The 21,238-nt window shown below is 56.0% G+C and carries 19 protein-coding genes; 13 read left to right on the top strand and 6 right to left on the bottom strand.

What is annotated here, in order from left to right; all coding sequences use genetic code 11:
- Positions 1–8 precede the first annotated feature (8 nt).
- Positions 9–905 (bottom strand): HDOD domain-containing protein, encoded by an 897-nt coding sequence (locus tag KF784_00700; protein ID MBX3117555.1) that lies wholly within the window; start codon positions 903–905, stop codon positions 9–11.
- A 69-nt stretch (positions 906–974) separates the two neighbouring features.
- A complete protein-coding gene (gene recG, locus KF784_00695) occupies positions 975–3,125 on the bottom strand; it encodes an ATP-dependent DNA helicase RecG (protein MBX3117554.1) in 2,151 nt (716 codons plus the stop codon).
- A 23-nt stretch (positions 3,126–3,148) separates the two neighbouring features.
- On the opposite strand from recG, the gene KF784_00690 reads away from it, so the two are divergent.
- The 8 genes from KF784_00690 to atpG all read left to right on the top strand — a co-directional run bounded on the left by KF784_00690 (position 3,149) and on the right by atpG (position 8,919).
- Positions 3,149–3,727, top strand: coding sequence for a hypothetical protein (locus KF784_00690; GenBank protein MBX3117553.1), 579 nt, complete (start codon positions 3,149–3,151; stop codon positions 3,725–3,727).
- Positions 3,724–4,104, top strand: a complete 381-nt coding sequence (locus KF784_00685; GenBank protein MBX3117552.1) for a hypothetical protein — start codon at positions 3,724–3,726, stop codon at positions 4,102–4,104. Before KF784_00690 ends, KF784_00685 begins: the two co-directional genes overlap by 4 nt.
- Positions 4,105–4,185: 81 nt before the next feature.
- Entirely contained in the window at positions 4,186–4,890 is a 705-nt protein-coding gene (locus KF784_00680; GenBank protein MBX3117551.1) for a F0F1 ATP synthase subunit A, read from the top strand.
- A 56-nt stretch (positions 4,891–4,946) separates the two neighbouring features.
- Complete coding sequence (locus KF784_00675) at positions 4,947–5,159, top strand: ATP synthase F0 subunit C (GenBank protein ID MBX3117550.1); 213 nt, start codon at positions 4,947–4,949, stop codon at positions 5,157–5,159.
- Between the two features lie 66 nt (positions 5,160–5,225).
- Positions 5,226–5,846 (top strand): F0F1 ATP synthase subunit B, encoded by a 621-nt coding sequence (gene atpF / locus KF784_00670; protein MBX3117549.1) that lies wholly within the window; start codon positions 5,226–5,228, stop codon positions 5,844–5,846.
- A gap of 1 nt (position 5,847) precedes the next feature.
- The gene (gene atpH / locus KF784_00665) at positions 5,848–6,399 is read left to right on the top strand and encodes an ATP synthase F1 subunit delta (GenBank protein MBX3117548.1); all 552 of its coding nucleotides are present in this window, start codon (positions 5,848–5,850) and stop codon (positions 6,397–6,399) included.
- Positions 6,400–6,421: 22 nt separating this feature from the next.
- Positions 6,422–7,951: a F0F1 ATP synthase subunit alpha gene (gene atpA, locus KF784_00660; protein ID MBX3117547.1), complete on the top strand. Its 1,530-nt coding sequence runs from the start codon at positions 6,422–6,424 to the stop codon at positions 7,949–7,951.
- 107 nt (positions 7,952–8,058) lie between these two features.
- Positions 8,059–8,919, top strand: coding sequence for an ATP synthase F1 subunit gamma (gene atpG / locus KF784_00655; GenBank protein ID MBX3117546.1), 861 nt, complete (start codon positions 8,059–8,061; stop codon positions 8,917–8,919).
- A 287-nt stretch (positions 8,920–9,206) separates the two neighbouring features.
- Here the strand turns inward: atpG and KF784_00650 are convergent, their stop codons facing one another.
- Positions 9,207–10,688 (bottom strand): beta-lactamase family protein, encoded by a 1,482-nt coding sequence (locus KF784_00650; protein MBX3117545.1) that lies wholly within the window; start codon positions 10,686–10,688, stop codon positions 9,207–9,209.
- Positions 10,689–10,760: 72 nt separating this feature from the next.
- Here KF784_00650 and KF784_00645 point away from each other — a divergent pair, with 72 nt between their 5' ends.
- Entirely contained in the window at positions 10,761–11,348 is a 588-nt protein-coding gene (locus tag KF784_00645) for a helix-turn-helix transcriptional regulator (protein ID MBX3117544.1), read from the top strand.
- A gap of 119 nt (positions 11,349–11,467) precedes the next feature.
- The gene (locus KF784_00640; GenBank protein MBX3117543.1) at positions 11,468–11,875 is read left to right on the top strand and encodes a hypothetical protein; all 408 of its coding nucleotides are present in this window, start codon (positions 11,468–11,470) and stop codon (positions 11,873–11,875) included.
- Between the two features lie 249 nt (positions 11,876–12,124).
- Here KF784_00640 and KF784_00635 read toward each other — a convergent pair whose 3' ends face one another.
- Positions 12,125–13,375: an NAD(P)/FAD-dependent oxidoreductase gene (locus KF784_00635; GenBank protein MBX3117542.1), complete on the bottom strand. Its 1,251-nt coding sequence runs from the start codon at positions 13,373–13,375 to the stop codon at positions 12,125–12,127.
- A gap of 105 nt (positions 13,376–13,480) precedes the next feature.
- Complete coding sequence (locus KF784_00630) at positions 13,481–16,009, bottom strand: T9SS type A sorting domain-containing protein (GenBank protein ID MBX3117541.1); 2,529 nt, start codon at positions 16,007–16,009, stop codon at positions 13,481–13,483.
- Between the two features lie 126 nt (positions 16,010–16,135).
- Here KF784_00630 and KF784_00625 point away from each other — a divergent pair, with 126 nt between their 5' ends.
- Positions 16,136–17,626: a carboxypeptidase M32 gene (locus tag KF784_00625; protein MBX3117540.1), complete on the top strand. Its 1,491-nt coding sequence runs from the start codon at positions 16,136–16,138 to the stop codon at positions 17,624–17,626.
- A 102-nt stretch (positions 17,627–17,728) separates the two neighbouring features.
- Here the strand turns inward: KF784_00625 and KF784_00620 are convergent, their stop codons facing one another.
- Complete coding sequence (locus tag KF784_00620) at positions 17,729–18,316, bottom strand: DUF1287 domain-containing protein (protein MBX3117539.1); 588 nt, start codon at positions 18,314–18,316, stop codon at positions 17,729–17,731.
- 123 nt (positions 18,317–18,439) lie between these two features.
- Between KF784_00620 and gspE the strand changes: the two genes are divergently transcribed.
- Positions 18,440–20,011, top strand: a complete 1,572-nt coding sequence (gene gspE / locus KF784_00615; protein ID MBX3117538.1) for a type II secretion system ATPase GspE — start codon at positions 18,440–18,442, stop codon at positions 20,009–20,011.
- A gap of 6 nt (positions 20,012–20,017) precedes the next feature.
- The gene (locus KF784_00610; GenBank protein MBX3117537.1) at positions 20,018–21,223 is read left to right on the top strand and encodes a type II secretion system F family protein; all 1,206 of its coding nucleotides are present in this window, start codon (positions 20,018–20,020) and stop codon (positions 21,221–21,223) included.
- Positions 21,224–21,238 lie beyond the last annotated feature (15 nt).

The following is a 21,238-nucleotide window of genomic DNA, read 5'->3' as shown; positions in this document are numbered from 1 at the left end:
GTTGTTGCTTAGAGGGGCGTAGAACCACTGCCAGCCATCCAAAGGTCACAGGTTTCGGAGAGGGCGTGGACAGCGGAGCGGCCCTCCTCTTCGGAGATGCCTGCGGAGGCGATGACGTCTTCTGGGCAAGCGGGAGCTGCTCGCTGGGACAACAATCCTAAACCTTGCGATTCGAGCAGGTAGTCCGCATAGCGAAGGCAAGAGGCAGAAAGATTTCTTGGTGTGGATGTGTCACTGAATGCTGAAGAGACTACATTGACAAGCCGGTCGCTTATTCCCCAAGTTTTGAGCGCGATCGTGGTGAGCTCAACAGTGGGGCTGCCGAATGCGGAGGCGAACGCCTCTGAGAATGTGAGTTCGCGTTGCTCGGCGAACTGGGCAAGCGGGCGAAATACGCCTGGTTCGATGACGGACAGAATCCCGATACCCACGTCGTGGAGGACTCCAGCAGCGAAGAGTTCGTCCGGCTCGGATTCGTCTCGACTGGTTTCTGGCGTCCGGTGAACTTGGAAGAGTGAGCTGGCAAGGAGGCCAACAAACATCGAGTGTCTGACAAATCGGTGCACATTAAGCCCTGAGTGTCGGGCCGAGTTTGAGAATGTGCTTTGGACCATCACCGCGAATGTGATGGAGCGCAGGGTTTTGAGGCCAAGAATCTGAATGGCTGTGCGGACGTCTGAAACTGCCCTGGATTGACGGTTATAGAAGGCGCTGGAGGCCATTCGCAGCACGGAAGTGGTGAGCGCGGGGCTGGCAAGGATGGCATGGTGGATGTCGGTAAGGTTGGGCTCTTCGATGCCGATGAGCTTGAGGACCTGAAGGCAAGACGTAGGCAATTGAGGAATCGCCGCTTCGTTGGCCATTCCGTCAAGAATCCGCTGATAGATCTCCTGCGGGCGCACCACTATGATGAATATCGGGTGTTTGTGTCTCGGCGCTGATACTTCGTTGGCGAAACCCGACAAATGTGCGAGTTAGCTCACGACGATAACAGCCAGATCGGAGCGATGGTTCTGAGCCTTTAGCTTGATGGTTTGGTGGTCGGGATGGGCGAGCGTTTGATCTCGGCTGAGGAGGTCGATCGCCGCCTGTCGGGCTACTTCGAGCATTTTGGAATCTTGGATCAGGTCGGCGACTTTGAAGTCCAGGTTTCCGCTTTGTCGGGTTCCGGCGACTTCGCCTGGGCCTCGCAGGCGGAGGTCTTCCTCGGCAATCTTGAATCCGTCGCTAGTGGCGACCATGACATCGAGCCGTGCTCTTGCATCTTCAGTCTTGGCATCGGCGATGAGGATACAGTAGCTCTGATGCTCGCCACGCCCTACACGCCCTCGCAACTGGTGCAATTGGCTTAGCCCAAACCGGTTGGCATCTTCGATGACCATAACTGAGGCGTTCGCGACGTCGACGCCGACTTCGATCACGGTTGTGCTCACGAGGATGTCCAGCTCGTGCTTGCGGAAGGACTCCATGACCGTCTCTTTTTCCTTTGCCTTCAACTGTCCGTGAAGCAGGCCAACTCGAAGGTCGGGGTAGACCTCGTGGGTGAGTCGATAGTGGAGGTCTTCGGCGGCTTGGGCTACGAGCTTTTCGTTTTCGGAGACCATCGGGCAGACGAAGTAAGCCTGTCTTCCGTCGGCGATGAGCTTTCTTACCGAATCGTATACAGATTCGCGCTGATGCGAGAACTTCCAGTGTGTCTTGATCGGCTTGCGGCCGGGGGGCATCTCGTCAATCACGGACAGGCTGAGGTCGCCGTAGATCGTCATGGTGAGTGTGCGGGGAATGGGTGTTGCTGTCATCACCAGGACATCTGGATTTCCGTAGCCTTTCCCGCGCAAAGCTGCACGTTGGAGGACTCCGAACCGGTGCTGCTCGTCCACCACGATCAGCCCAAGTTTCTCGAACTCAACACCTTCTTGGATGAGGGCATGGGTTCCGACGGCGATGCGGGCGATGCCGTTCTTCGTTGCTGCCGCCGCTTTTTTCTTTTGGGTGGCAGTGAGCTTTCCGACGAGCAGAGTCACCTCAATACCGAGCGGGTCAAAGAGTTCTCTCAGGCTCACGTAATGTTGCTCGGCGAGGATTTCGGTCGGGGCCATCATCGCAGCTTGGTAGCCGCATCTCACGGCGGCGAGGATGGCGCTGGCAGCGACGGCGGTTTTGCCCGAGCCGACGTCGCCCTGGACAAGCCGGTTCATGGGGTGGGGGGCTTCCATGTCACGCCAAATCTCACCGATGACGCGAGTCTGGGCGTTGGTGAGTTGGAAGGGAAGCATCTGATGGACTTCATCCCAAACAGTCCCTTCTGTGGATGCGCCGAAGAGGGTGCCCGACCCTGCGCCCGAACCCCGGATTTCGGAGATAGGAAAGGCAATCCCTGGCTCTTGCAAGGTCTCTTGCCTTCGCATCGCCATGGCGACCTGCATGTAGAAGAAATCCTCGAAAACTAGCCGCTTTCGGGCTTCGAGGCGGTCGTTTTCTGACTCTGGGTGGTGGAGTTGCCGCAAACACCACCCGAGAGGACGCAGCTTCTGCTCGCGGCGGATGGATTCGGGCAAGGGGTCTTGGACAAGTTGGACATATCCGGCGATTGCGGAGGCGGCGGCCTTGCGGACGAGCCATTGATTCACCCCTTCTGAGAGCGGATAGACGGGCACGATCTGGGCGAAGGTCTCGCCGTCGTCCTCTTCGTCGAGCAGCTCGTATTCGGGGCTGTGCATCTCGTAGGACCAGCCCGCTTCCTTCACCTGTCCGTAGGCGATCAAATCTCCGCTGTAGCTTTTGAGCTTGCGGGCAACCCAGGGCTGGTTGAACCAGACGAGGGAGATCGCGCCCATTCCGTCGGTGAGGGAGACCTTGATGATGACCTTGCCCCCGCGAACGGTGCGGGCGTCAAAGCCAGCGATTCTGCCCCGCACCGTCGCAAACTGGCCCGGTTTGAGGTGGGTCATCGGGGGGAGCGTGGTGCGGTCCTCGTACCGTCGGGGAAGGTAGAAGAGCATGTCGCCGACGGTCTTGATGCCGAGCTTCGCCAAAGTCACAGCGTTCTTTGGCCCGACCCCTTTGAGGAATTGCACCTCGGAATCGAGCGATTTGAATCCGGATCCGCTTGAAGTTGTAGCCATGGCGATGCGGTACCTTTACGAGTATGCCGGACGACGACAATCCGCGTAAAGACGTACCGGAGGAAGACCTGGATGCTGAAATCGCTGAGCTTGAGCAGAAGCTGCAAGAGGCGGCAGCAGGGATGCCTCTTTCGGATGAGGATGAAGATCGCGTTATCGAGATTGCCGAAAAGCTAGAGACCGAGGCAAAGCTTGAAGCGTTCCTAGAGCATCATCAAGAGGGCATTGACGCGCTTCAGTCGATTGCGGAAGAGGTCAAAGTTGACCGTACGGCACCTGACTTCGATTCGGAGTTTCACGAAAAGCTTGCAAGCATAGAGGAGCGCGCACGCATCGCGCGCACGAGGCGTGGGACTGGACTGAAGAGCCCTGACGCTGAGCGCCAGATACGGTCGGATCGTGAATCGGCGAAGGGTCTCGGCACAGGGCTTGGCTTGGCCTATCTCATTTTGGGAACGCCTATGGCGGGGCTTGGTATCGGCTGGCTGATCGACGTACAGACCGACAGCAACGCCTTCAAGGCATTCTTCATGTTGGGGGGCGCGGTTCTGGGTGTGATCCTTGCCGTGATGTTGATGAACCGCGAGCAGAACAAGCCATGACGGACACTCCTGCGGCTGTGCCTCGCATCTTTTCGCCTCTGTGGCTGATTACGCTTTCTCTCATCGCCATCGGTGGTTCGTGGGTCTTTGCTGGGTGGCAAGGCGGAGTGGGGATGGGGGCAGGAATTGTCGGCACATCGTTCAATTTGTGGGCCCTTTGGCGTATTTGTATTTACATAGGAGAAATCGCTGCAGACAACCCGCAACCACGCGTTGCCACCTTCGTTACGATCTTCGTCTTTCTGCTAAAGCTGCCGATTTTGATCGGTCTCGGGCTCGCTATGCAGCGTGTCGGAGGTCCCGCCATGCCTTGCTTTCTGATCGGACTTGGGATGGTATACTTCGCGCTGGTCGGATGGGCCTTGGCTCGGCGCTAAGGCCCATATCTTCGTATGGGCGATTTTCAACAGATAGGAATGCATTTGGTTGCTAGCGAGGGTGGTGAAACAAGCCACGCTATGAGCTATGCGGGCCTCTTCATTTATCTCCTCATTGTTCTTGCCGTGATCTTCGGTTCGATGGCAATGTCGAAGTCTGGGCTCAACGCTAAGGTTATCAAGAACCCCATTGCGCAGCTCTACGAACAGCTTTACCTTTTCATCGAAAATATGACGGTGGGCATCATTGGCGGCCACGGCCGCCGATACATCCCGATGATGATGACCATCTGGCTGGTCGTGTTCGTCTCGAACATGGTTTCGCTCTTCTTCCCGGCAGCCCCGAGCGGCGACCTCAGCTTTAACATTGCGCTGGCGTTGGTTTGTGTGGGCTATGTGCAGTGGGAAGGCATGAAGGCAAACGGTGTGTTTGGCCACTTTGGTCACTTCGCCGGTCCGAAGCTGGGCCTCGCTTTGATCCCGATTACGCTGATGATTTTCGTTATCGAAATCATCTCCGAAGTGATGAAGAATGTGTCGCTCTCGCTGCGACTCTTCGGAAACATTCACGGCGGTCACGAAGCGGTTGTCAAGTTGAACGAAATCGGCGCGCCGATTTATGTTCCGCTTGGCTTCTTCTTGCTTCCGATCAAGTTTCTGACGTGCATTGTGCAGGCGCTCATTTTCACCTTGCTGACCTGCGTTTACATCTCCTTGGTGACACACCATGAAGAGGAGCACGGCGGACACGACGAAGGGCACGGGGAGATGGCTCACGCCCACTAATACGATTTCTGCGGTCCAGGACGGTCCGCAGCGCAACTGGAGGATACTAACTTAAAATGACTGGCAACGTTCTGGCACTCGGTATCGGCATCGCCGCACTTGGCGTCGCACTCGGTCTTGGTCTTATCGGTTATTCGGCGCTTCAGGGCATGTCCCGACAGCCGGAAGCTATCGGTAAGCTTCAGACGGTGATGCTCATCGCTTTCGCATTCGTCGAGCTCGTTTTCCTACTTACGGTCTTCGTCGTTCCCGGCGCAATGCCCAGGTAGATTCAATTTGATATGGCGCTGTTTGGGATCTCCCAAACGGCGTCGTCGTGACCCCTGAAATTCAACATGGCGAATACGAATAAGTCTTCAGCAGCATCCACCTGGATCGGCATCATCGTTGGTGCCGCTCTTGCGGTTGGTGGCTTCTGGGTCTCGAAGAACTGGCATCCTGACTTTCTGGATACTCTGAAACATCAGGGCATCGATATCGATCCGGGCAAAACCGTTTCGGCAATCGGCGTTCTGTTGTTCCTGTTCCCAGTCGTTCGAACCTTCTATATCGTTCCCCTCAAGGAAGCGATCGAAGGCCGCACGGCGGAGCTTGAGAAGACCTTCTCGGAAGCCGAACAGCTTCGCGTCGAAATGTCGACGATGAAGTCGGAATATGAGAACAGGATTGTCGAGACGGAGGCTGCCGCTCGCGAACAGATTCAGGCTGAAGTGAAGCGGGCTCAAGACCTTGCGACTCAGCTTCGTGCAGAAGCTTCTTCGCAGATCGAAGAGATGAAGCGCTCCGCGACCGATGAAGTGGCGCGAGAAAGGGATAAGGCGATCCGGGAGCTTCAGCTCCACGTCGTCAACCTGACTCTCGGCGCGACGGAGAAGCTGCTCGGCGAAAACGTCGACAGTGAGAAGAATCGGAAGCTCGTGGAGGAGTTCATCGAGAAAGTGGAGGTAAGCCGCTAAGATGGACGTTCGTGTCGCCCGCCGTTACGCAGAAGCGTTGTACTCCGTTGCAAAGCAGGATAACACCATTCAGGCCGTCGAAGACGATCTGAATGGTGTTGTCGGCATGATGGAGAACGATCAGCGTTTCCGCAGCTTGGTTCTTTCGCCGACTTTTGACCGAGGGCAGAAGCTTCAGGTCCTTGAGAAGGCGTTTTCGGATCGGGTGACGGCGCTCACGATGCAGGCTTTGCGAATCCTTGTTCAGAAGCGACGCGAAGCCGAACTCGCTGCATTGCGCGATGAGTTCGTTCGGATTCGTCGTGAGCAGGGCAAGGTGATGTATACAAACGTTACCTCGGCAGAAGCTCTTACGGCGGATCAACAAAAGCGCCTCATCGACCAGCTTGCCAGCCAGACTGGCAAAACGGTGGAGGCAACCTTCGACGTCGACAAAGCGCTGATCGGTGGAATCCGGGTCAGCTACGACAACTACGTTTTGGACGGGTCGGTTCGGGGTGGGTTAAACCGCCTTCGCGAATCGCTCAAGCGCGACTTGCTGAAGCAAGCGTGACGACTTTGGTGAACTAAGAGAAATGGCCATTCGACCAGAAGAAATCACATCGATCATCGAACAGGAACTGCAGAAGTTCGAGCGAAAGCCGGGCGTCGAGCACGTTGGAACCGTCATCCAAGTGGGCGACTCCATCGCTCGTGTCTACGGTCTCCCCGACTGTCAGGTCGGCGAACTGCTTGAGTTCCCCGGTGGCGTTATGGGCCTTGCCCTCAACCTCGAAGAGGACTCCATCGGCGCGGTCTTGATCGGCGAGGACAAGGAGATCAAGGAAGGGGACCCCGTCAAGGAGACTGGACGCATTATCGAGCTTCCGGTTGGACGTGGAGTGCTTGGGCGCGTGGTCAACATTCTTGGCCAGCCGCTGGATGGCAAGGGTCCGATCGTTAGCGACGAAACCCGCCGACTTGAAGTGATCGCTCCCGGCGTTGTCGAACGACAGCCGGTTACCGAGCCGCTTCAGACCGGAATCAAGGCCATTGACGCGATGATCCCCATCGGTCGCGGACAGCGCGAGTTGATCATCGGCGACCGCCAAACCGGTAAGACGGCGATCTGTATCGACACGATCATCAACCAGGCCGTGATTAACGAGACCTGTGCCGAGAAGGACCGCGTTTATTCGATTTATGTTGCCATCGGACAGAAGATGGCCTCGGTTGCCCGTGTTGTGGCGACGCTTGAGAATGCCAACGCGATGCAGTACACGACCATCGTGGTTGCTTCTGCCTCTGACCCGAACGCGATGCAGTATCTGGCGCCGTTTGCGGGAGCTGCGATTGGCGAGTACTTCCGTGACAACGGGATGCACGCACTTGCGATTTACGACGATCTTTCCAAGCACGCGCAGGCTTATCGCGCGGTTTCGCTCCTTCTGCGAAGACCTCCGGGCCGTGAAGCTTATCCGGGAGACGTTTTCTACCTTCACAGCCGCTTGCTTGAGCGTGCCGCGAAGCTCAACGACGAGCTTGGTGGCGGATCATTGACGGCTTTGCCGATCATCGAAACTCAGCAGGGCGACGTTTCGGCGTACATTCCCACGAACGTTATCTCGATTACCGACGGCCAGATCTACCTTGAGCCCGACCTGTTCTTTGCGGGTGTTCGCCCTGCGATTAACGTCGGTATCTCGGTTAGCCGCGTTGGTGGTAATGCTCAGATCAAGGCGATGAAGCAGGTTGCGGGTCGGTTGAAGCTGGAGATGGCGAACTTCCGCGAAGTTCAGGCCTTTAGCCAGTTTGCGAGCGACCTTGATAAGGCCACGCAGATGCAGCTCATCCGAGGTCAACGCCTTACCGAACTGCTCAAGCAGAACCTTCAGTCGCCAATGGATGTTAACGACCAGGTCGTTTTGATCTTCGGTGGTACGACGGGCTACCTTGATGAAATCCCCAACGACAGGGTTGGCGAATTCTCGGAAGGCATTCTTGCTTTCGTCAAGGATAAGTATCCGGAGGCGATTGAGTCGATTCGAACAAGCAAAGCGATGTCGAGCGAAGTCGAAGAGACGCTGAAGAAGGCGTACAGCGAGTTCACTGCAAATTTTAAGTAGAGTTGTAAGGGTTGTAAGGGGTAAGGATCGTAAGGGCAGCATAGAGAAACTCAAGCGATCTTTTCTCCTTACCCTTTACTCATTACAATCATTACAACGTAGAAATTATGGCAACCCTTAAGCAGATTCGACAACGCATTAAAGCAGCGAAGAGCATCCAGCAGATCACTCGTGCGATGAAGCTGGTTGCCACTGCGCGCTTTAAGAAAGCTACCGAGAGAGCTATTGCAGCACGGCCTTACAGCGATAAGCTGCAAGAGTTCATGTCGTCTCTTTCGAGTGCGGGCGAGTTGCCGGAACACCCTCTGCTTGAGAAAAGAAACACCGAAGACTATGCCGTTATCGTCGTTTCGGGCGAGCGGGGACTTTGCGGGTCTTACAATACGAACTTGATTCGTAAAGCTTGGGATTTTCTCCGAGCTACACCAGGCAAGGGTAAGTTGATTACCGTTGGCAAGAAGGGCATGCTCTTCTTGAGCAAACGCGGCTATGAAGTTGCATATCACCACACGGTTCCAAGCGCGGGCGCTGGGCTTGCCGACGGAATGGCGGTAGCTCAGAAGGCTGCCGAGCTTTGGGCGAGTGGGGAAGTCGGAAAGATATACGTTTGCTACAGCAAGTTTTATTCGGCGATTCGGCAGGTGCCGACCATTGTGCAGCTATTGCCGATTGAGCCGCCAGAGTCGGAAGAGGGGCACGGCGAAAGCAGCGTTTTTGAGTTTGAGCCGAATGCTGAGGAGCTTCTGCAGACGCTTTTGCCGCGTTACTTCCAGACGCTTGTGCTGCAGGCGCTGTTGGAGTCAACAGCGAGCGGATTTGCTGCGCAGATGACGGCGATGACAAACGCTACCGAAAACGCGGGCAAGATGATTCAGAACCTAACACTGACGGCGAACCGCGTGCGTCAGGCCACGATTACCACGGAGATCCTTGAGGTCGTCGGTGGCGCTGAAGCTTTGAAGAGCTAAGGCACGGAGCCAGTTCTCTGTGTTATTGTTTGCTCGGCAACGACGGAGCGTTGCCCTCCCGTCCTGTAGTTATTATTTCTCGCAAAGACGCCAAGGCTTTTGGATTTTAGATTTTGGATTGCGGTGGGAGTGTTGCTCGTAAAAGCGCAAAGCCTGTCCACAGGGCTTGTGTTGTTCTCCGTGTCTTTGTTTGCGCGGCAACGACGGAACGTTATCCACCCAGTGAATTAAAAGGAAATGACGTAGCGGGGGGATTGTATGGCATCGACGGACGATGCCATACAATCTCATTTGGAATCCGGTGCGTAGCGCCGGGCAATCGCTTCGACAGCCTGCAGCGGCGGTGAGGGGTCGGTCTCTCCACCTCGGTTGACAATCGCGGCGACGATCAGTTTTTCCTTAGGAAAGATGGCGAGCTCTGCTCTGAAAGTGCCGTTTGAGCCGTTATGTCCGTGCCTTATGGCGGTGCCCATAAGACGCCCGACCGACCAACCGCAAGCATAGCCGCCAGAATCGCCGGGCCGCTCGGGTACCGCTTCGTGCAGTTTCTTGATGGTCGCCGACTTCAGGTATCCATCCACCCCGTTGATGCCGTCCATGTGCATCTTCGCAAACTTGGCTAAGTCTTGCACTGTGCTGGACATGTCTCCCGCAGGCCGCATCATCGCGCCAATCTCGCCATCTAGCGAATACGGTCGGAGTCCGGTCTGACCCATCACGTGTCCGCTCGGGTGGACATCGGGGAGGGTGTTTGAACAGGTTGCCGAGTTCATCCCCAGAGGTACAAATACAAGCTCTTTGACAAGCTGCTCGAAAGGCTTATTCATCGTGCGCTCGGCAATGTGCCCGAGCAGCATATAGCCAGCATTGGAGTAAGCAAACTTCTCGTTTGGCTTGCCGATCGGCTCGCGAGATAGAACGTCTTTCGCGTAGTTAGCACGGATAGCCATCGGCTCTTTTGCCGTGCCGACAATCTTTTCTACTTGGGCGCGATTGAAGCCCATGTCTTGCGGAAGTCCACCACGGTGGCGCATGATGTCAAACAGCTTTACACCCTCATATTCCGGCTTCATCTCGACGCCGGGAAGAGCCTCTTTAAGTGTCATATCCCATCGCAACTTGCCCATTTCGATCAGCTTTGCGACGAGGGTTGATGTGATCGATTTTCCGATAGATCCGATATGCCAGACCTCCTCGGGAGTGACCTTTTCTTCCTTGCCCATTGCACGCACTCCGTCGACGGCTACCTCCATCGGCTTGCCGTCCTGCCAGACGCAGACCGCCATTGCTGGCGAGTTGGTGTCCTTGCGGATGTCGGCGACTAAGATTTGGAGGTCCTTCCAACCTGTGTAATCTTTGGCGGGGGGCTCGTCGAGCGACTCGGGTCCATCGAGGAGGATTCCGATGATCTTGGGTGGATTGCTTCTGCTGAGCATGAGGGTCAACGTGATCTGCTCGCCGCCTTTGTCCTCGATCAGGCCCCTTTGCAGTGTGCGATTCGTGTAGCCCAGCTTCAGGAACTTGAACGGAGCACCGTTTTCGATGAGCGGCTTGAGTCGATTTGCCATCGCATCTGGAGGGGCTGAACCGCCAAAGTTCTCTTTAAGATAGTCGACCAGTTTGGCAGGGTCTTTGGCGTTGAGAGCGTTGATAAAGGGCTCAACGTAGTTCTTGACCGCCGCGCTTTGATTTGCTACGCAGACACCGAGGATCAGTGAGGCTCCGAGGGCGACGGCAAAAATGTGGTTAAAAAGTCTCCTTCGATTCATTTTCTATTCTTCTCGCAACGAATGTTTAAGGGAACGCGTCCAATAATTAAAGAAGTTCCATTATATTTAATTATGCGCGCATATTCTCAAAAGTCCCATGTCCTGACCGCTGAGCAGGTTCGATGCTTGGCTACGCCCGCTCGTAACGAAGTGTATCAAAGACTTCGAGCGATCCAGCCCGCAAGCGTAGCGGACGTGGCGGCATCTCTCGGTCGGTCGGTGGAGTTGGTTCATTATCATGCCCGGTCGCTGGTCAAGTGTGGATTGATCGCCGAGGTTGAAAAGCGGCCTTCGGGAAGGAGGCCAGAGGCGGTTTATTCGGCGGTTCATGGTCCCGTCCAATTGCCTGAGCCGAGTCCGGATACGGATGATGTGGTGAGGGAGATGGTTGTGGGCGGGCTGAGGTTGACCGCTCGGCAGTACGAACGCGCTTCCATCGCCTCCGCTAGCGATCCAGAGATTCGGAACTCAATGCATGTACTGCGGGCGATCGTGCGATTGAACAATGATGACTTTGAGGAGTTTACGGAGATGCTGGAGCGGGTGGGCGAATTCCTGAAGGAGAAGCAATCGCCGGAGGGGAAGAGCATTACTTGGTCGTCGGCTGTGTATCCGAATCTCCCTGCGAAAAAGAGCAAGGCACGTAAGGTCGCGGAGTAAGGGATGAACCCTCGTTTAACTCGGTCACGTATCACTTAATAGTGAGTGAGCACACCAATCCGTCTCTTCCAGCCGACTTCGAACCGTTCGAGATCCGAGCGGGGAGGCAGTATGCGCTCATGCTGACTCTTGGCACAGTAGCATTGGGCTTGCTTGTAGGAATGTGTATAGGCTTTTTTGTGGACAGTTTCGACATCATATCGGGCGGCGTGCGTGAGTTAGTTTCAGTCTTCGCTTTTGCCCTCGGACTTGGTTTTGCTAGTAACTGCTTGTGGGTGAAGCTCACCAAAGGAATTACCCTTGTTGCCGATAAACAAGGAGTCGTTATGCGAAAAGGCCAGTCAATCCTGTGGCAATCCAAGTGGGAGGAGATTCGCTTTCGCTGGCGAGGAATCGCGCTAGTCGGAAAAGAGCCAATAGATGCTTTGGGACGTCGCCTTAACCTGGATCTCTTCCTCGAAGAACCGGAGCGAGTACGTCAACTCCACGCAATCCTTGATAACCTGCGAAGGGCAGGCACTAGGTAAGACTTTTCGGCAACGACTGAGCGTTGCCCTCCCGTTGAAGTTACGCGGCATCGACGGAGCGATGCCCTCCAGTCCTGTAGTTCTTATTTCTCGGAAAGGCGCTAAGGCGCAAAGCCTGTTCTCTGTGTTATTGATTGCGCGGCAACGACAGAGCGTTGCCCTCCCGTTTAGCTAGTTTGGTAACGACGGGCGTTGCCCTCCCGGGACCTCCCCTCCATTTATCGTTCCTCAAATGGAGGGGAGGGGATTCTATTCGATGCGGGTGATGAGTCGGGCGCCACGCCGGAAGGTGATGTACGACCACGCCCATTGGATCATCACCAGCAGTTTGTTTTCAAAGTCGATCAAATACCAAATGTGGATCGCCAACCACAAAAACCACGCCAGAAAACCACCGAACTTCCGGCCCCCAACCTCCGCAACGGCAAGTTTGCGCCCGATTGTCGCCATGATCCCCTTGTCGATGTAACGGAAGTCGCCCGGGTCACCCCGCTGCCCAAGCTTTGCCAAGACCTTTTTGCCCGCATAACGACCCTGCTGCATCGCTGCCGGGCACATTCCTGGCACGATCCCACCCTTCGTGTCCTTCACGATGGCGACATCGCCAAGCACGAACACGTTTTCTAATCCAGCAACCGTCAAGTCAGAGCCGACGACAACACGCCCAACCCGATCCCCCTCAACCTTTAGCCATTGAGCCACGGGCGATGCTTGCACCCCGGCAGCCCAGATTGCCGTACAAGCGCCGATGGGGCCGCCGCTCGTTTCCACGATGTGGTCTTTGACCGATTCGACGCGGCAGTTCAGACGGACGTCCACGCCAAGCTTCTCCAAACTGGATTTGGCTCGGGCTGAAGATTCCTCTGAGAACGCGCCGAGCAGTCGCGGACCTGCCTCAACAAGGATGACTTTGGCATCCTCGGGGTGAAAGTTTTGGAATTCAGAGGCAAGAGTTCTGGTGGCGATCTCGGTGATGGCTCCGGCAAGCTCCACACCCGTCGGTCCACCGCCGATGATCACAAACGTCAATTGGCGTAAGCGCTCCTCGGGGTCGCTCGTCATCTCGGCACGCTCGAAGGCAAGCAGGACTTCTTTGCGGATGCGAAGAGCGTCGTCAAGGGTCTTCAAGCCTGGCGCGTATGGCTCCCAGTCGTCATGCCCAAAGTAGCTGTGCTTGGCTCCGGTCGCGAGGATCAAGTGATCGTACGGCACTCTTCGACTGGCGGTAACAACCTCGCGCTTTTCAAGATCAACGTCGGTAACAGTGTCCATCAAGACCGTTGTGTTCGACTGCCCGCGAAGGATGTTTCTTATTGGCGCGGCAATGTCCGCTGGGCTGAGTCCGGCGGTCGCGACTTGATAGAGAAGAGGTTGGAAGACGTGGTGGTTGGTACGGTCGATGAGGGTGATATCGGCATTGGCCTTTTTTAGGGCCTTCGCTGCTGCGATTCCGGCAAACCCACCTCCAACAATTACGACTTTTTGCCGGCGCTCTTCCATCACTTAGGGTGTACCAGATGATGGTTAACCCGGCATGGGGTTAATGGGCTATGAAAAGAGCTCCCTGGCTTAGGCCAGGGAGCTCTTTTGCTTCGTTGCTGTCGGTTAGGCTCGAATCCAGTCCTTCACGTCGAGCACCTGAGTTTGAGTCTGTCCGTCAACGGTGATCCGCACGGCATAGGAGCCAGCTTGGGCCATCCCACCGCTTCCGCGCAGGTTCCAGGTGACGGAGTTGAGTCCAGCTGTGAGGGCTGAGCTTGGCACTCGCGGTTCCGAGATCACCTTTCCGTCCACGCTGAGGATTTCGATCTTTACTTCCTTTGCATCTGCGGCGAGGAAGAAGTAGATCTGCGCCCCGAATGGCGGGTTCGGCGAGGTGTATCGTGAGGAGCCTTGGAAGGCATCGAACATGTTCGACTCGTTCACGAAAGCAAGCGCGGCGGCTGGCTTGAACAAGTGGAACGGTTTGCCCATCACGTCGGCGGAGAGCTGCCGGAGTGGATTGACGTCCATCACGAAGATGCCGCGTCCGTGAGTTCCGACAACCAGGTCGCCATCTCTTGGGTGGACAAGCAGGTCTTGAACGGGCGCGGACGGGAGGCCGTTGCCCAGTTTGTTCCAGCTTTTGCCGCCGTCGAGACTGACTTGGCAGCTTTGCTCTGTTCCGACGAACAGGAGGTCGGGGTTCAGGATGTCCTGCTTGACCACACAAAGCTGCTCGTTCGGGAGGTTGCTTGCGATTGAGTTCCAGGTCTTGCCGTAGTCGGTGGTCTTGTAGATCAGCGGGGTGAACTCATCTTCGCGGAATCCGGTGATGGTCACAAACGCAGTCGCCACGTCGTGGGGTGAGGCGTGAACGCGGCTGATCCACCATTCTTTGGGTGCGCCCGGCATATTGGCGTTGACCTGTGTCCAGTTCGCCCCGTCGTCTTGGGTGACCCAAACGTTGCCATCATCGGTCCCTGCCCAGATGACACCTGCCTTCTTGGGCGATTCGTCGAGGGTGGTGATGGTGCAGTGGGGGACGTTGCCTCTGATCTTGTCGGGGTTGTTTGTTGTTAGGTCTGGGCTGATGGCGGTCCAGCCATCGCCACGGTTGAGCGACTTGAACACCTTTTGCGCGCCGACGAGGATCGTCTTTGAGCTATGGGGTGAGGTCAAGAATGGGGTCATCCAGTTGAAGCGGAGCCCTTGTTCGCGCGGGCGGATCGAGCGTCCGTTTCGGGTTACGGCGTCGAAGCGTGTGATGCCGCCAAACTGCGATGACACGTAGATTGTGTTGGGGTCTTCGGGGTCAGGGACGGAGTAGAAACCGTCGCCGCCGACGATGTTAAACCAATCGGAGTTGTTAATACCGGATGGTCGTCGGGACCGCGAAGGGGCGCGCCAAGCGCCGTTGTCTTGGAGGCCACCCATCACGTTGTAGGGGACGGCCATGTCAGCGCCGATCGCGTAGAACTGGGCGAGCGGAAGGTTGTCGTGGAAATGCCAGTTTTCTCCGCCGTCGTAGCTGGAATAGAAGCCTCCGTCGTTGCCGCAAAGGACGTGTTCGGAGTCACGTGGGTCGATCCAGATTGCGTGGTTGTCGACGTGCTTGCCGCGTTCCATCGTGCGGTATGTCTTGCCTCCGTCTGTGGATTTGCGCAGCTGAACGTCGATAACGTAAACCGTGTCGGCGGTATTGGGATCGACAAAGATTTTGCCGTAGTAGGAGCCACCGCCGAGTCGTTGGGTACTGGCCAGATTCCAGGTCTTGCCGGAGTCATCGCTGCGATAGACTTCGACGGACTTGCCGGGGTTATTGTTGTCGATAACGCTGTAGACGATCTTGGGGTCCTTCTCGTAGAAAGCCATGCCGATCCGTCCAAGATTGCCTCCGGGCAATCCGTTTGCGCCAGAGATCTTTGTCCAATTTTTGCCCGCATCGGTGGACTTATAGATCGCAGAGCCGGGTCCGCTGTCGCGGATGTTCCAGGGGCGTCGAAGGCGATCCATCGAACATGCAAAAAGCAAGTTGGGGTTTTTGGGGTCAATGACGACGTCGATCATCGCGCAGGTGTCGTTTTCGCCTTGCAAGATTCGATTCCAGGTTTTGCCACCGTCGGTCGTCTTGAAAAGGCCCTTGCCGCCTCCGGGTTTGTATAGGTAGCCCATCGCGGCGACATACACGATATCGGGGTTTTTGGGGTCGATAGCGACTCGACCAACTCTCATCGAGTCGGCAAGGCCCATATTTGTCCAGGTTTTTCCCGCATCTGTGGACTTCCACACGCCGTCGCCGTAGTGAGCGCTTCGCTGGCTGTTGTTTTCACCCGTGCCGAGCCAAATGATGTTTGGGTTGCTTGGCGCAATTGCCATATCCCCCATCGAAATCGTCTTCTCGTACTGATAAATGCAGGTCCAGGACACGCCATTGTTTGTGGATTTCCACACGCCGCCGGTTGCAGCACCTACATAGATCGTATTCGGTTGGCTTGGGTGGACTTCAATGTCGATAATGCGTCCACCGGTGACGGATGGACCCATTTCTCGAAATTGGAAGCCTTTGAGGAGAGTTGCCGCGCTGGGAGCGCTTTGAGCGAGAACGCTCAGCGGCAGTAAAAGAGCAAGCAGTGATAGTAACGACCGCCTCATAGTGCGCCTATTCTTCCCTAAAAAATTCGCGCCGGTCTACGTGCGATGGAAATCTTGCATGAAGAAGCCAAAGGGCCGAGCAAGGCAAACGAACCTACGCCTGTGCCCGGTAACATTGGATTAGCTATGTCAGAAACGATTACGAATCTTAAGTCAAGACTCGCGGATATCAACGCTTTGAATGCGGCAACTGCCGTTTTGGATTGGGATCAGCAGACTTACATGCCCAAGGGCGGCGGTGAGGCGCGGGGCGCTCATGTTGGACTCCTCGGCCGGATGGCGCACGAGCTGATGACGTCCGACGAGATGGGCAAGCTGCTTGAGGCGGCGGCCTCTGAGGTTACACCCGGAAGCGACGATGCGGCGATGGTGCGCATCAGCAAGCGCGATTATGACCTTGCCACAAAGATTCCCTCGAAGTTAGTTGAAGAGAAGATGCGTCTCTCGTCGGAAGCTCACGAGCACTGGGTTCAGGCGCGGGCTAACAACGACTTCGCTTCGTTTGCGCCGATCCTTGAGAAGATGTTCGATATCTCGCGCCAAGAGGCCGAGTACCTTGGATACAAGGATCATATCTACGACGCCCTGCTCGACCAGTATGAAGAGGGGGCAACCGCTGCCGAGGTTCGTTCCATGTTCGACTCGCTGAAGGGTCCGTTGGTGGACCTCGTGAAGGCGATTAAGGACAGCCCAAATCAGATCGACGATTCACGTCTCTATGGGAACTGGGATGTGGATAAGCAGCGACAATTTACGGAGAAGATCGTTCAAGCGGTTGGGTTCTCGTTCGACCGCGGACGACAGGACATCGCACCACACCCGTTCTGCACAAACTTCTCGGTGAACGACGTTCGGTTGACGACGCGCTACAAGGATTACATCGGTTCAGCGATATTTGGCTCGCTGCACGAGGCTGGACACGGCATGTATGAGCAAGGTTCGCCGACAGCTTGGGATCGAACTCCGCTGGCGGGTGGCGTTTCACTCGGCGTTCATGAAAGCCAATCGCGAACCTGGGAGAATATCGTCGGACGCTCCAAGGCGTTCTGGAAGCGGTACTTGCCTGACCTGCAGGCCACGTTCTCTGAGCTGACGGCCTTCAACATCGACACGTGGTATCGGACTATCAATAAGGTGGAACCGTCGTTCATTCGGGTGGAGGCCGATGAGGTCACGTACAACCTCCATATCCTCGTCCGGTTTGAGATGGAGTGCGACCTGCTGGAGCAAAAGCTCGCTATCAAGGACATTCCCGAGGCGTGGAATCAAAAGTACAAGGACTATTTGGGCATCACACCGGAGACCGACTCGGTGGGATGTTTGCAGGATGTCCACTGGTCAGGCGCGCTGATCGGCTACTTCCCAACGTATTCGATGGGCAACCTTTTGAGCTACCAAATCTGGAACTGCCTGCGCAAGGATGTGGGTGACACCGACGCGCTGATGGAAGAGGGTAAGTTCGAACCGATTCTGACCTGGCTGCAAGAGAAGATTTATCTGCAGGGCTCGAAGTATCCGCCGCGCGAACTGATCATGAAAGTCACCGGCAAGCCGATGGGCTCGGAAGATTATATGACCGCGCTGACGGCAAAGTATTCCGAGATTTATGGGCTTTGAGGGGAGTGGGGGTGTTCGGCGTTCGGGCGTACAGGCTTTAGGGCGTTAGGGCGTTAGGGCGTTCGGGCGTTCGGGCGTTCGGGTGTTCGGGCGTTCGGGCATTTACCTTGGGTATCGGAAGTGTGCGACGATCTTGTAGCTCTCCAGCACGTCCTCTTCGGTGGGTTTGTTGAGGTTATGGATCACGAGCGGCAGTCCTTTTTCGTTGCGTTTGTCTGTGAGGACACCCACGTGGTCAAGGCCGCTGGATAGCTTCCAAAAAACCACATCGCCCGGCTTCCACTCACTCTTGTTGGCGGCTTCGACAGAGGTCGTCAGCTTCTTGCCGTGGCGTTTGAAGAAAGCGATTTGGTTTGGGCAGCGGCGATGGTCGATGTTGGGATCGGGTTTTGAGTTGCCGGGGTAGCGAGGGTAGGAGCTCCACGCAGTCTTCATATCTTCGTGGATCAGCTGCTGTAGATCATAACCGGCGTGACGGAAGGCACGAACCACGACGTCGGTGCAGACACCCTGTGTTTTAGGGACATCTCCGTTTGGATAGTTGATGCGGACGTAGGCGCCGTTATAGGTTGTTCCCCAGTTCAGTTGCTGGCGCGCTCCGGCGACGATTTTGGTTGCGGGAGACTCGGTTGGCTTCGCCTGAGGTGGCGCAAGGGTAAGGCTCAACACTACGATTGCGGCTGTCCACATAGTTCCCAGTTTATCCCTGTTCGATCTTTGGACCTGTTTTTGTTGAAATGGTGTGACGTGAACTAAACAATGGAGAAGTCTTGGCGTCTCGGCTCGTACTCCAACCTTAGGTTGGCTCTAGCAATGAATACTATCCCCACGAAGGAGGGCCTAAATGGCCAAACGCGGACTGACAACGCCGGTCTACCGATGGTGGACCTTGACGAGGTCAAGCCCGATCATGACGCCATTTTGTTGGCTCCGGGAGATTTTGCCCTCAATCGGCAGGTCTTGCCGATGTACGTTGAAGGTGAGACGCTCGTCGTCGCCATCGGTTCCGTCGAATCTCTAACCTCCGTCGATGACCTTGGAATTCTCACGGGAATGCCCACACGCGCGGTCATGGCTGATCCGCAACTGCTGCGTGAGCGCATCGAAGAGCGATTTCTTGAGGGGATGCTTGCCGAACTGCCATCCGATGACAGCGGCATCACCGAAATCGACGACAGCGTTGACCTTGCTGACCTTCAAAAGATGGCGGGCGAGACTGCCGTCGTCCAGATGGTCAACCTGATCTTCGCCCAAGCCGCCCGCGACGCGGCATCGGACATCCACATCGAACCTTACGAGAAAGAGGTCAAGGTGCGCTACCGCGTCGATGGCATGCTGCGCGACGTGATGAGGCCGCCAAAGCGGATGCACGCGGCGCTTATTTCACGCATTAAGATTCTTGGCGAGATGAACATCGCCGAGCGGCGACTACCCCAGGATGGACGCATCAAGCTGACCATCGCGGGTCGAGGCGTCGATATCCGTGTCTCCATCGTGCCGACCGTTTTTGGCGAGCGATGCGTTATGCGTATTCTCGATAAGGGCACGGCGATGCTGAGCATGACCGACCTTGGCATGGCGGGCGACAACCTCCAAAAGTATCAACGGCTCATCAACATGCCGTACGGGATTATCCTCTCCACCGGTCCGACGGGAAGTGGAAAGTCCACGACGCTGTACGCTTCGCTGCAAGAGATTTATTCGCCATCGAAGAACATCCTTACGATTGAGGACCCGGTCGAATACCAAGTCGCCGGAATTGGGCAGATTCAGGTGAGATCGAACATCGGTCTGACCTTTGCCAGTGGACTGCGCAGTATCGTTCGGCAAGACCCGGACGTGATCATGGTCGGTGAAATCCGCGACCATGAGACAGCCGAGATTGCGATCCATGCGTCCTTGACGGGACACCTTGTTTTCAGCACTCTGCACACCAACGACGCACCCGGCGCGATCACACGATTGATCGACATGGGCGTGGAGCCGTTCTTGGTGGCAAGTTCGCTTCTTGGAGTGCTTGCCCAGCGGCTTGTTCGTCGCAACTGTCCTTTCTGTTCGACGCCATACGAGTTTGACGAGGATGCCCTGCATTCGGTTGGCATCCGGTTCGACGAACTTAAGAACGCTAACTTGATGAAGGGCAAGGGCTGCGACAAGTGTTTGGGTTCTGGTTACAAGGGACGACAGGGAATTTTTGAGTTGCTCGTGGTTGACGAAGAGGTCAAGCACTTGACGGTTGCGCGGGCGTCGGCATCGACCATAAGAAACCACGCTATTGAGAAGCAGGGAATGCGGACGCTTCTCGGAGACGGCAAGCTTGCCGTTCTTAACGGCAAGACCACTCCGGAAGAGGTGCTTCGAGTCAGCCAACGGGAGGACTTTTAACCGCGAATGACAACCTTCGCCTATACCGCTGTTGAACCTTCCGGCAAGAAGCAGTCGGGTTTTCTTGAGGCTGCTTCGCAGGAAGCGGCTGTGGCTACTTTGACCGCAGACGGTCGCTATGTGCTTGAGATCAAAGCACAGAAGCAGGTGTCGCAAACAAAGGCTACGGGTCAGAAGAAAGCGACACGGCAGGACATCGCCTTGTTTACTCGGCGAATGGCGGATTTGGCTTCGGCAGGTTTGCCTCTCGACCGCGTTTTGCAGGTCATTGGCGAGCAATCGGAAAGCCCCCAGCTCGCGGCGATTGCGGAGCAAGCGTTAGAGGATGTTCGTTCGGGATTGCCAGTATCGGCAGCCCTCTCAAAATTTCCAAAGCAGTTTCCCAGCGTTTACACGGAGACGCTCAAAGCCGGTGAAGCTTCAGGTCAGTTTTCTGAAGTTGCAGGAAAGCTCGCCGACTTCCAAGAGAACGAGCTTGCTCGCCGCAGCCAGATTGTCGCGGCGCTGATCTACCCTTCGATCTTGGCGGTCGTTGCGGTTTTGGTCGTCGTGTTTCTGTTCACCTTTGTCATTCCCCGACTCTCGGGTGTGTTTGACAGCCTGGGCAACGAACTGCCGACGACAACGAAGATTCTCCTTGGTATCGCTGACTTTTTGACGAGCAACGGTACGGTGATTCTTGGTGGGCTTATTGGCGCGTTCTTGCTGTACCGCGGCTGGATCGCGACCGAGGCGGGGGCGCTTGCGCGAGACTCATTCCTTCTTCGGGCACCGGTCCTCGGCAAGGTGATTTCTAAGGCGGTCGTCTCCAGGTTTTCACGAGTTTTGGGAACATTGGTTTATGGCGGTGTGCCAATTCTCGAAGCGCTAACGCTGGCGGGAATGGCAAGCGGCAACCGTTTGTTTGTTAAAACAAGCCGCCTCGTCGCGGATGATGTTCGCGACGGTAAAGCGATCCACCAGTCGATGCGCGATACCGGCTCTTTTCCGCCGGTGCTCGTGCACATGGTCGCAATCGGAGAGGAGACGGGTGACCTGCCGAAGATGCTGGGCCGCGTTTCCGACAGCCTCGACTTTGAGGTTGATGTGAGCATGCGCAGGATTAGCGCCATGGTCGAGCCGATTGTCGTCGTTGCGATGGGTGTGATTGTCGGTTTCGTCATCCTCTCGGTGCTCCTGCCGATCGTCCAAGCACAGGACTTGGTGAAGTAAGGGAGCTTTCGAGAT

This window comes from Fimbriimonadaceae bacterium (assembly GCA_019638775.1).
Taxonomy (GTDB): Bacteria; Armatimonadota; Fimbriimonadia; order Fimbriimonadales; family Fimbriimonadaceae; genus JAHBTD01.
This window is presented reverse-complemented; position numbering and strand designations above follow the sequence as displayed.

Coding starts and splice junctions, on each gene's coding strand:
- recG (MBX3117554.1), bottom strand. CDS start 3,125: ATGGCTACAACTTCAAGCGGATCCGGATTCAAATCGCTCGATTCCGAG.
- KF784_00690 (MBX3117553.1), top strand. CDS start 3,149: ATGCCGGACGACGACAATCCGCGTAAAGACGTACCGGAGGAAGACCTG.
- KF784_00685 (MBX3117552.1), top strand. CDS start 3,724: ATGACGGACACTCCTGCGGCTGTGCCTCGCATCTTTTCGCCTCTGTGG.
- KF784_00680 (MBX3117551.1), top strand. CDS start 4,186: ATGAGCTATGCGGGCCTCTTCATTTATCTCCTCATTGTTCTTGCCGTG.
- KF784_00675 (MBX3117550.1), top strand. CDS start 4,947: ATGACTGGCAACGTTCTGGCACTCGGTATCGGCATCGCCGCACTTGGC.
- atpF (MBX3117549.1), top strand. CDS start 5,226: ATGGCGAATACGAATAAGTCTTCAGCAGCATCCACCTGGATCGGCATC.
- atpH (MBX3117548.1), top strand. CDS start 5,848: ATGGACGTTCGTGTCGCCCGCCGTTACGCAGAAGCGTTGTACTCCGTT.
- atpA (MBX3117547.1), top strand. CDS start 6,422: ATGGCCATTCGACCAGAAGAAATCACATCGATCATCGAACAGGAACTG.
- atpG (MBX3117546.1), top strand. CDS start 8,059: ATGGCAACCCTTAAGCAGATTCGACAACGCATTAAAGCAGCGAAGAGC.
- KF784_00650 (MBX3117545.1), bottom strand. CDS start 10,688: ATGAATCGAAGGAGACTTTTTAACCACATTTTTGCCGTCGCCCTCGGA.
- KF784_00645 (MBX3117544.1), top strand. CDS start 10,761: ATGCGCGCATATTCTCAAAAGTCCCATGTCCTGACCGCTGAGCAGGTT.
- KF784_00640 (MBX3117543.1), top strand. CDS start 11,468: ATGCTGACTCTTGGCACAGTAGCATTGGGCTTGCTTGTAGGAATGTGT.
- KF784_00635 (MBX3117542.1), bottom strand. CDS start 13,375: ATGGAAGAGCGCCGGCAAAAAGTCGTAATTGTTGGAGGTGGGTTTGCC.
- KF784_00630 (MBX3117541.1), bottom strand. CDS start 16,009: ATGAGGCGGTCGTTACTATCACTGCTTGCTCTTTTACTGCCGCTGAGC.
- KF784_00625 (MBX3117540.1), top strand. CDS start 16,136: ATGTCAGAAACGATTACGAATCTTAAGTCAAGACTCGCGGATATCAAC.
- KF784_00620 (MBX3117539.1), bottom strand. CDS start 18,316: ATGTGGACAGCCGCAATCGTAGTGTTGAGCCTTACCCTTGCGCCACCT.
- gspE (MBX3117538.1), top strand. CDS start 18,440: ATGAATACTATCCCCACGAAGGAGGGCCTAAATGGCCAAACGCGGACT.
- KF784_00610 (MBX3117537.1), top strand. CDS start 20,018: ATGACAACCTTCGCCTATACCGCTGTTGAACCTTCCGGCAAGAAGCAG.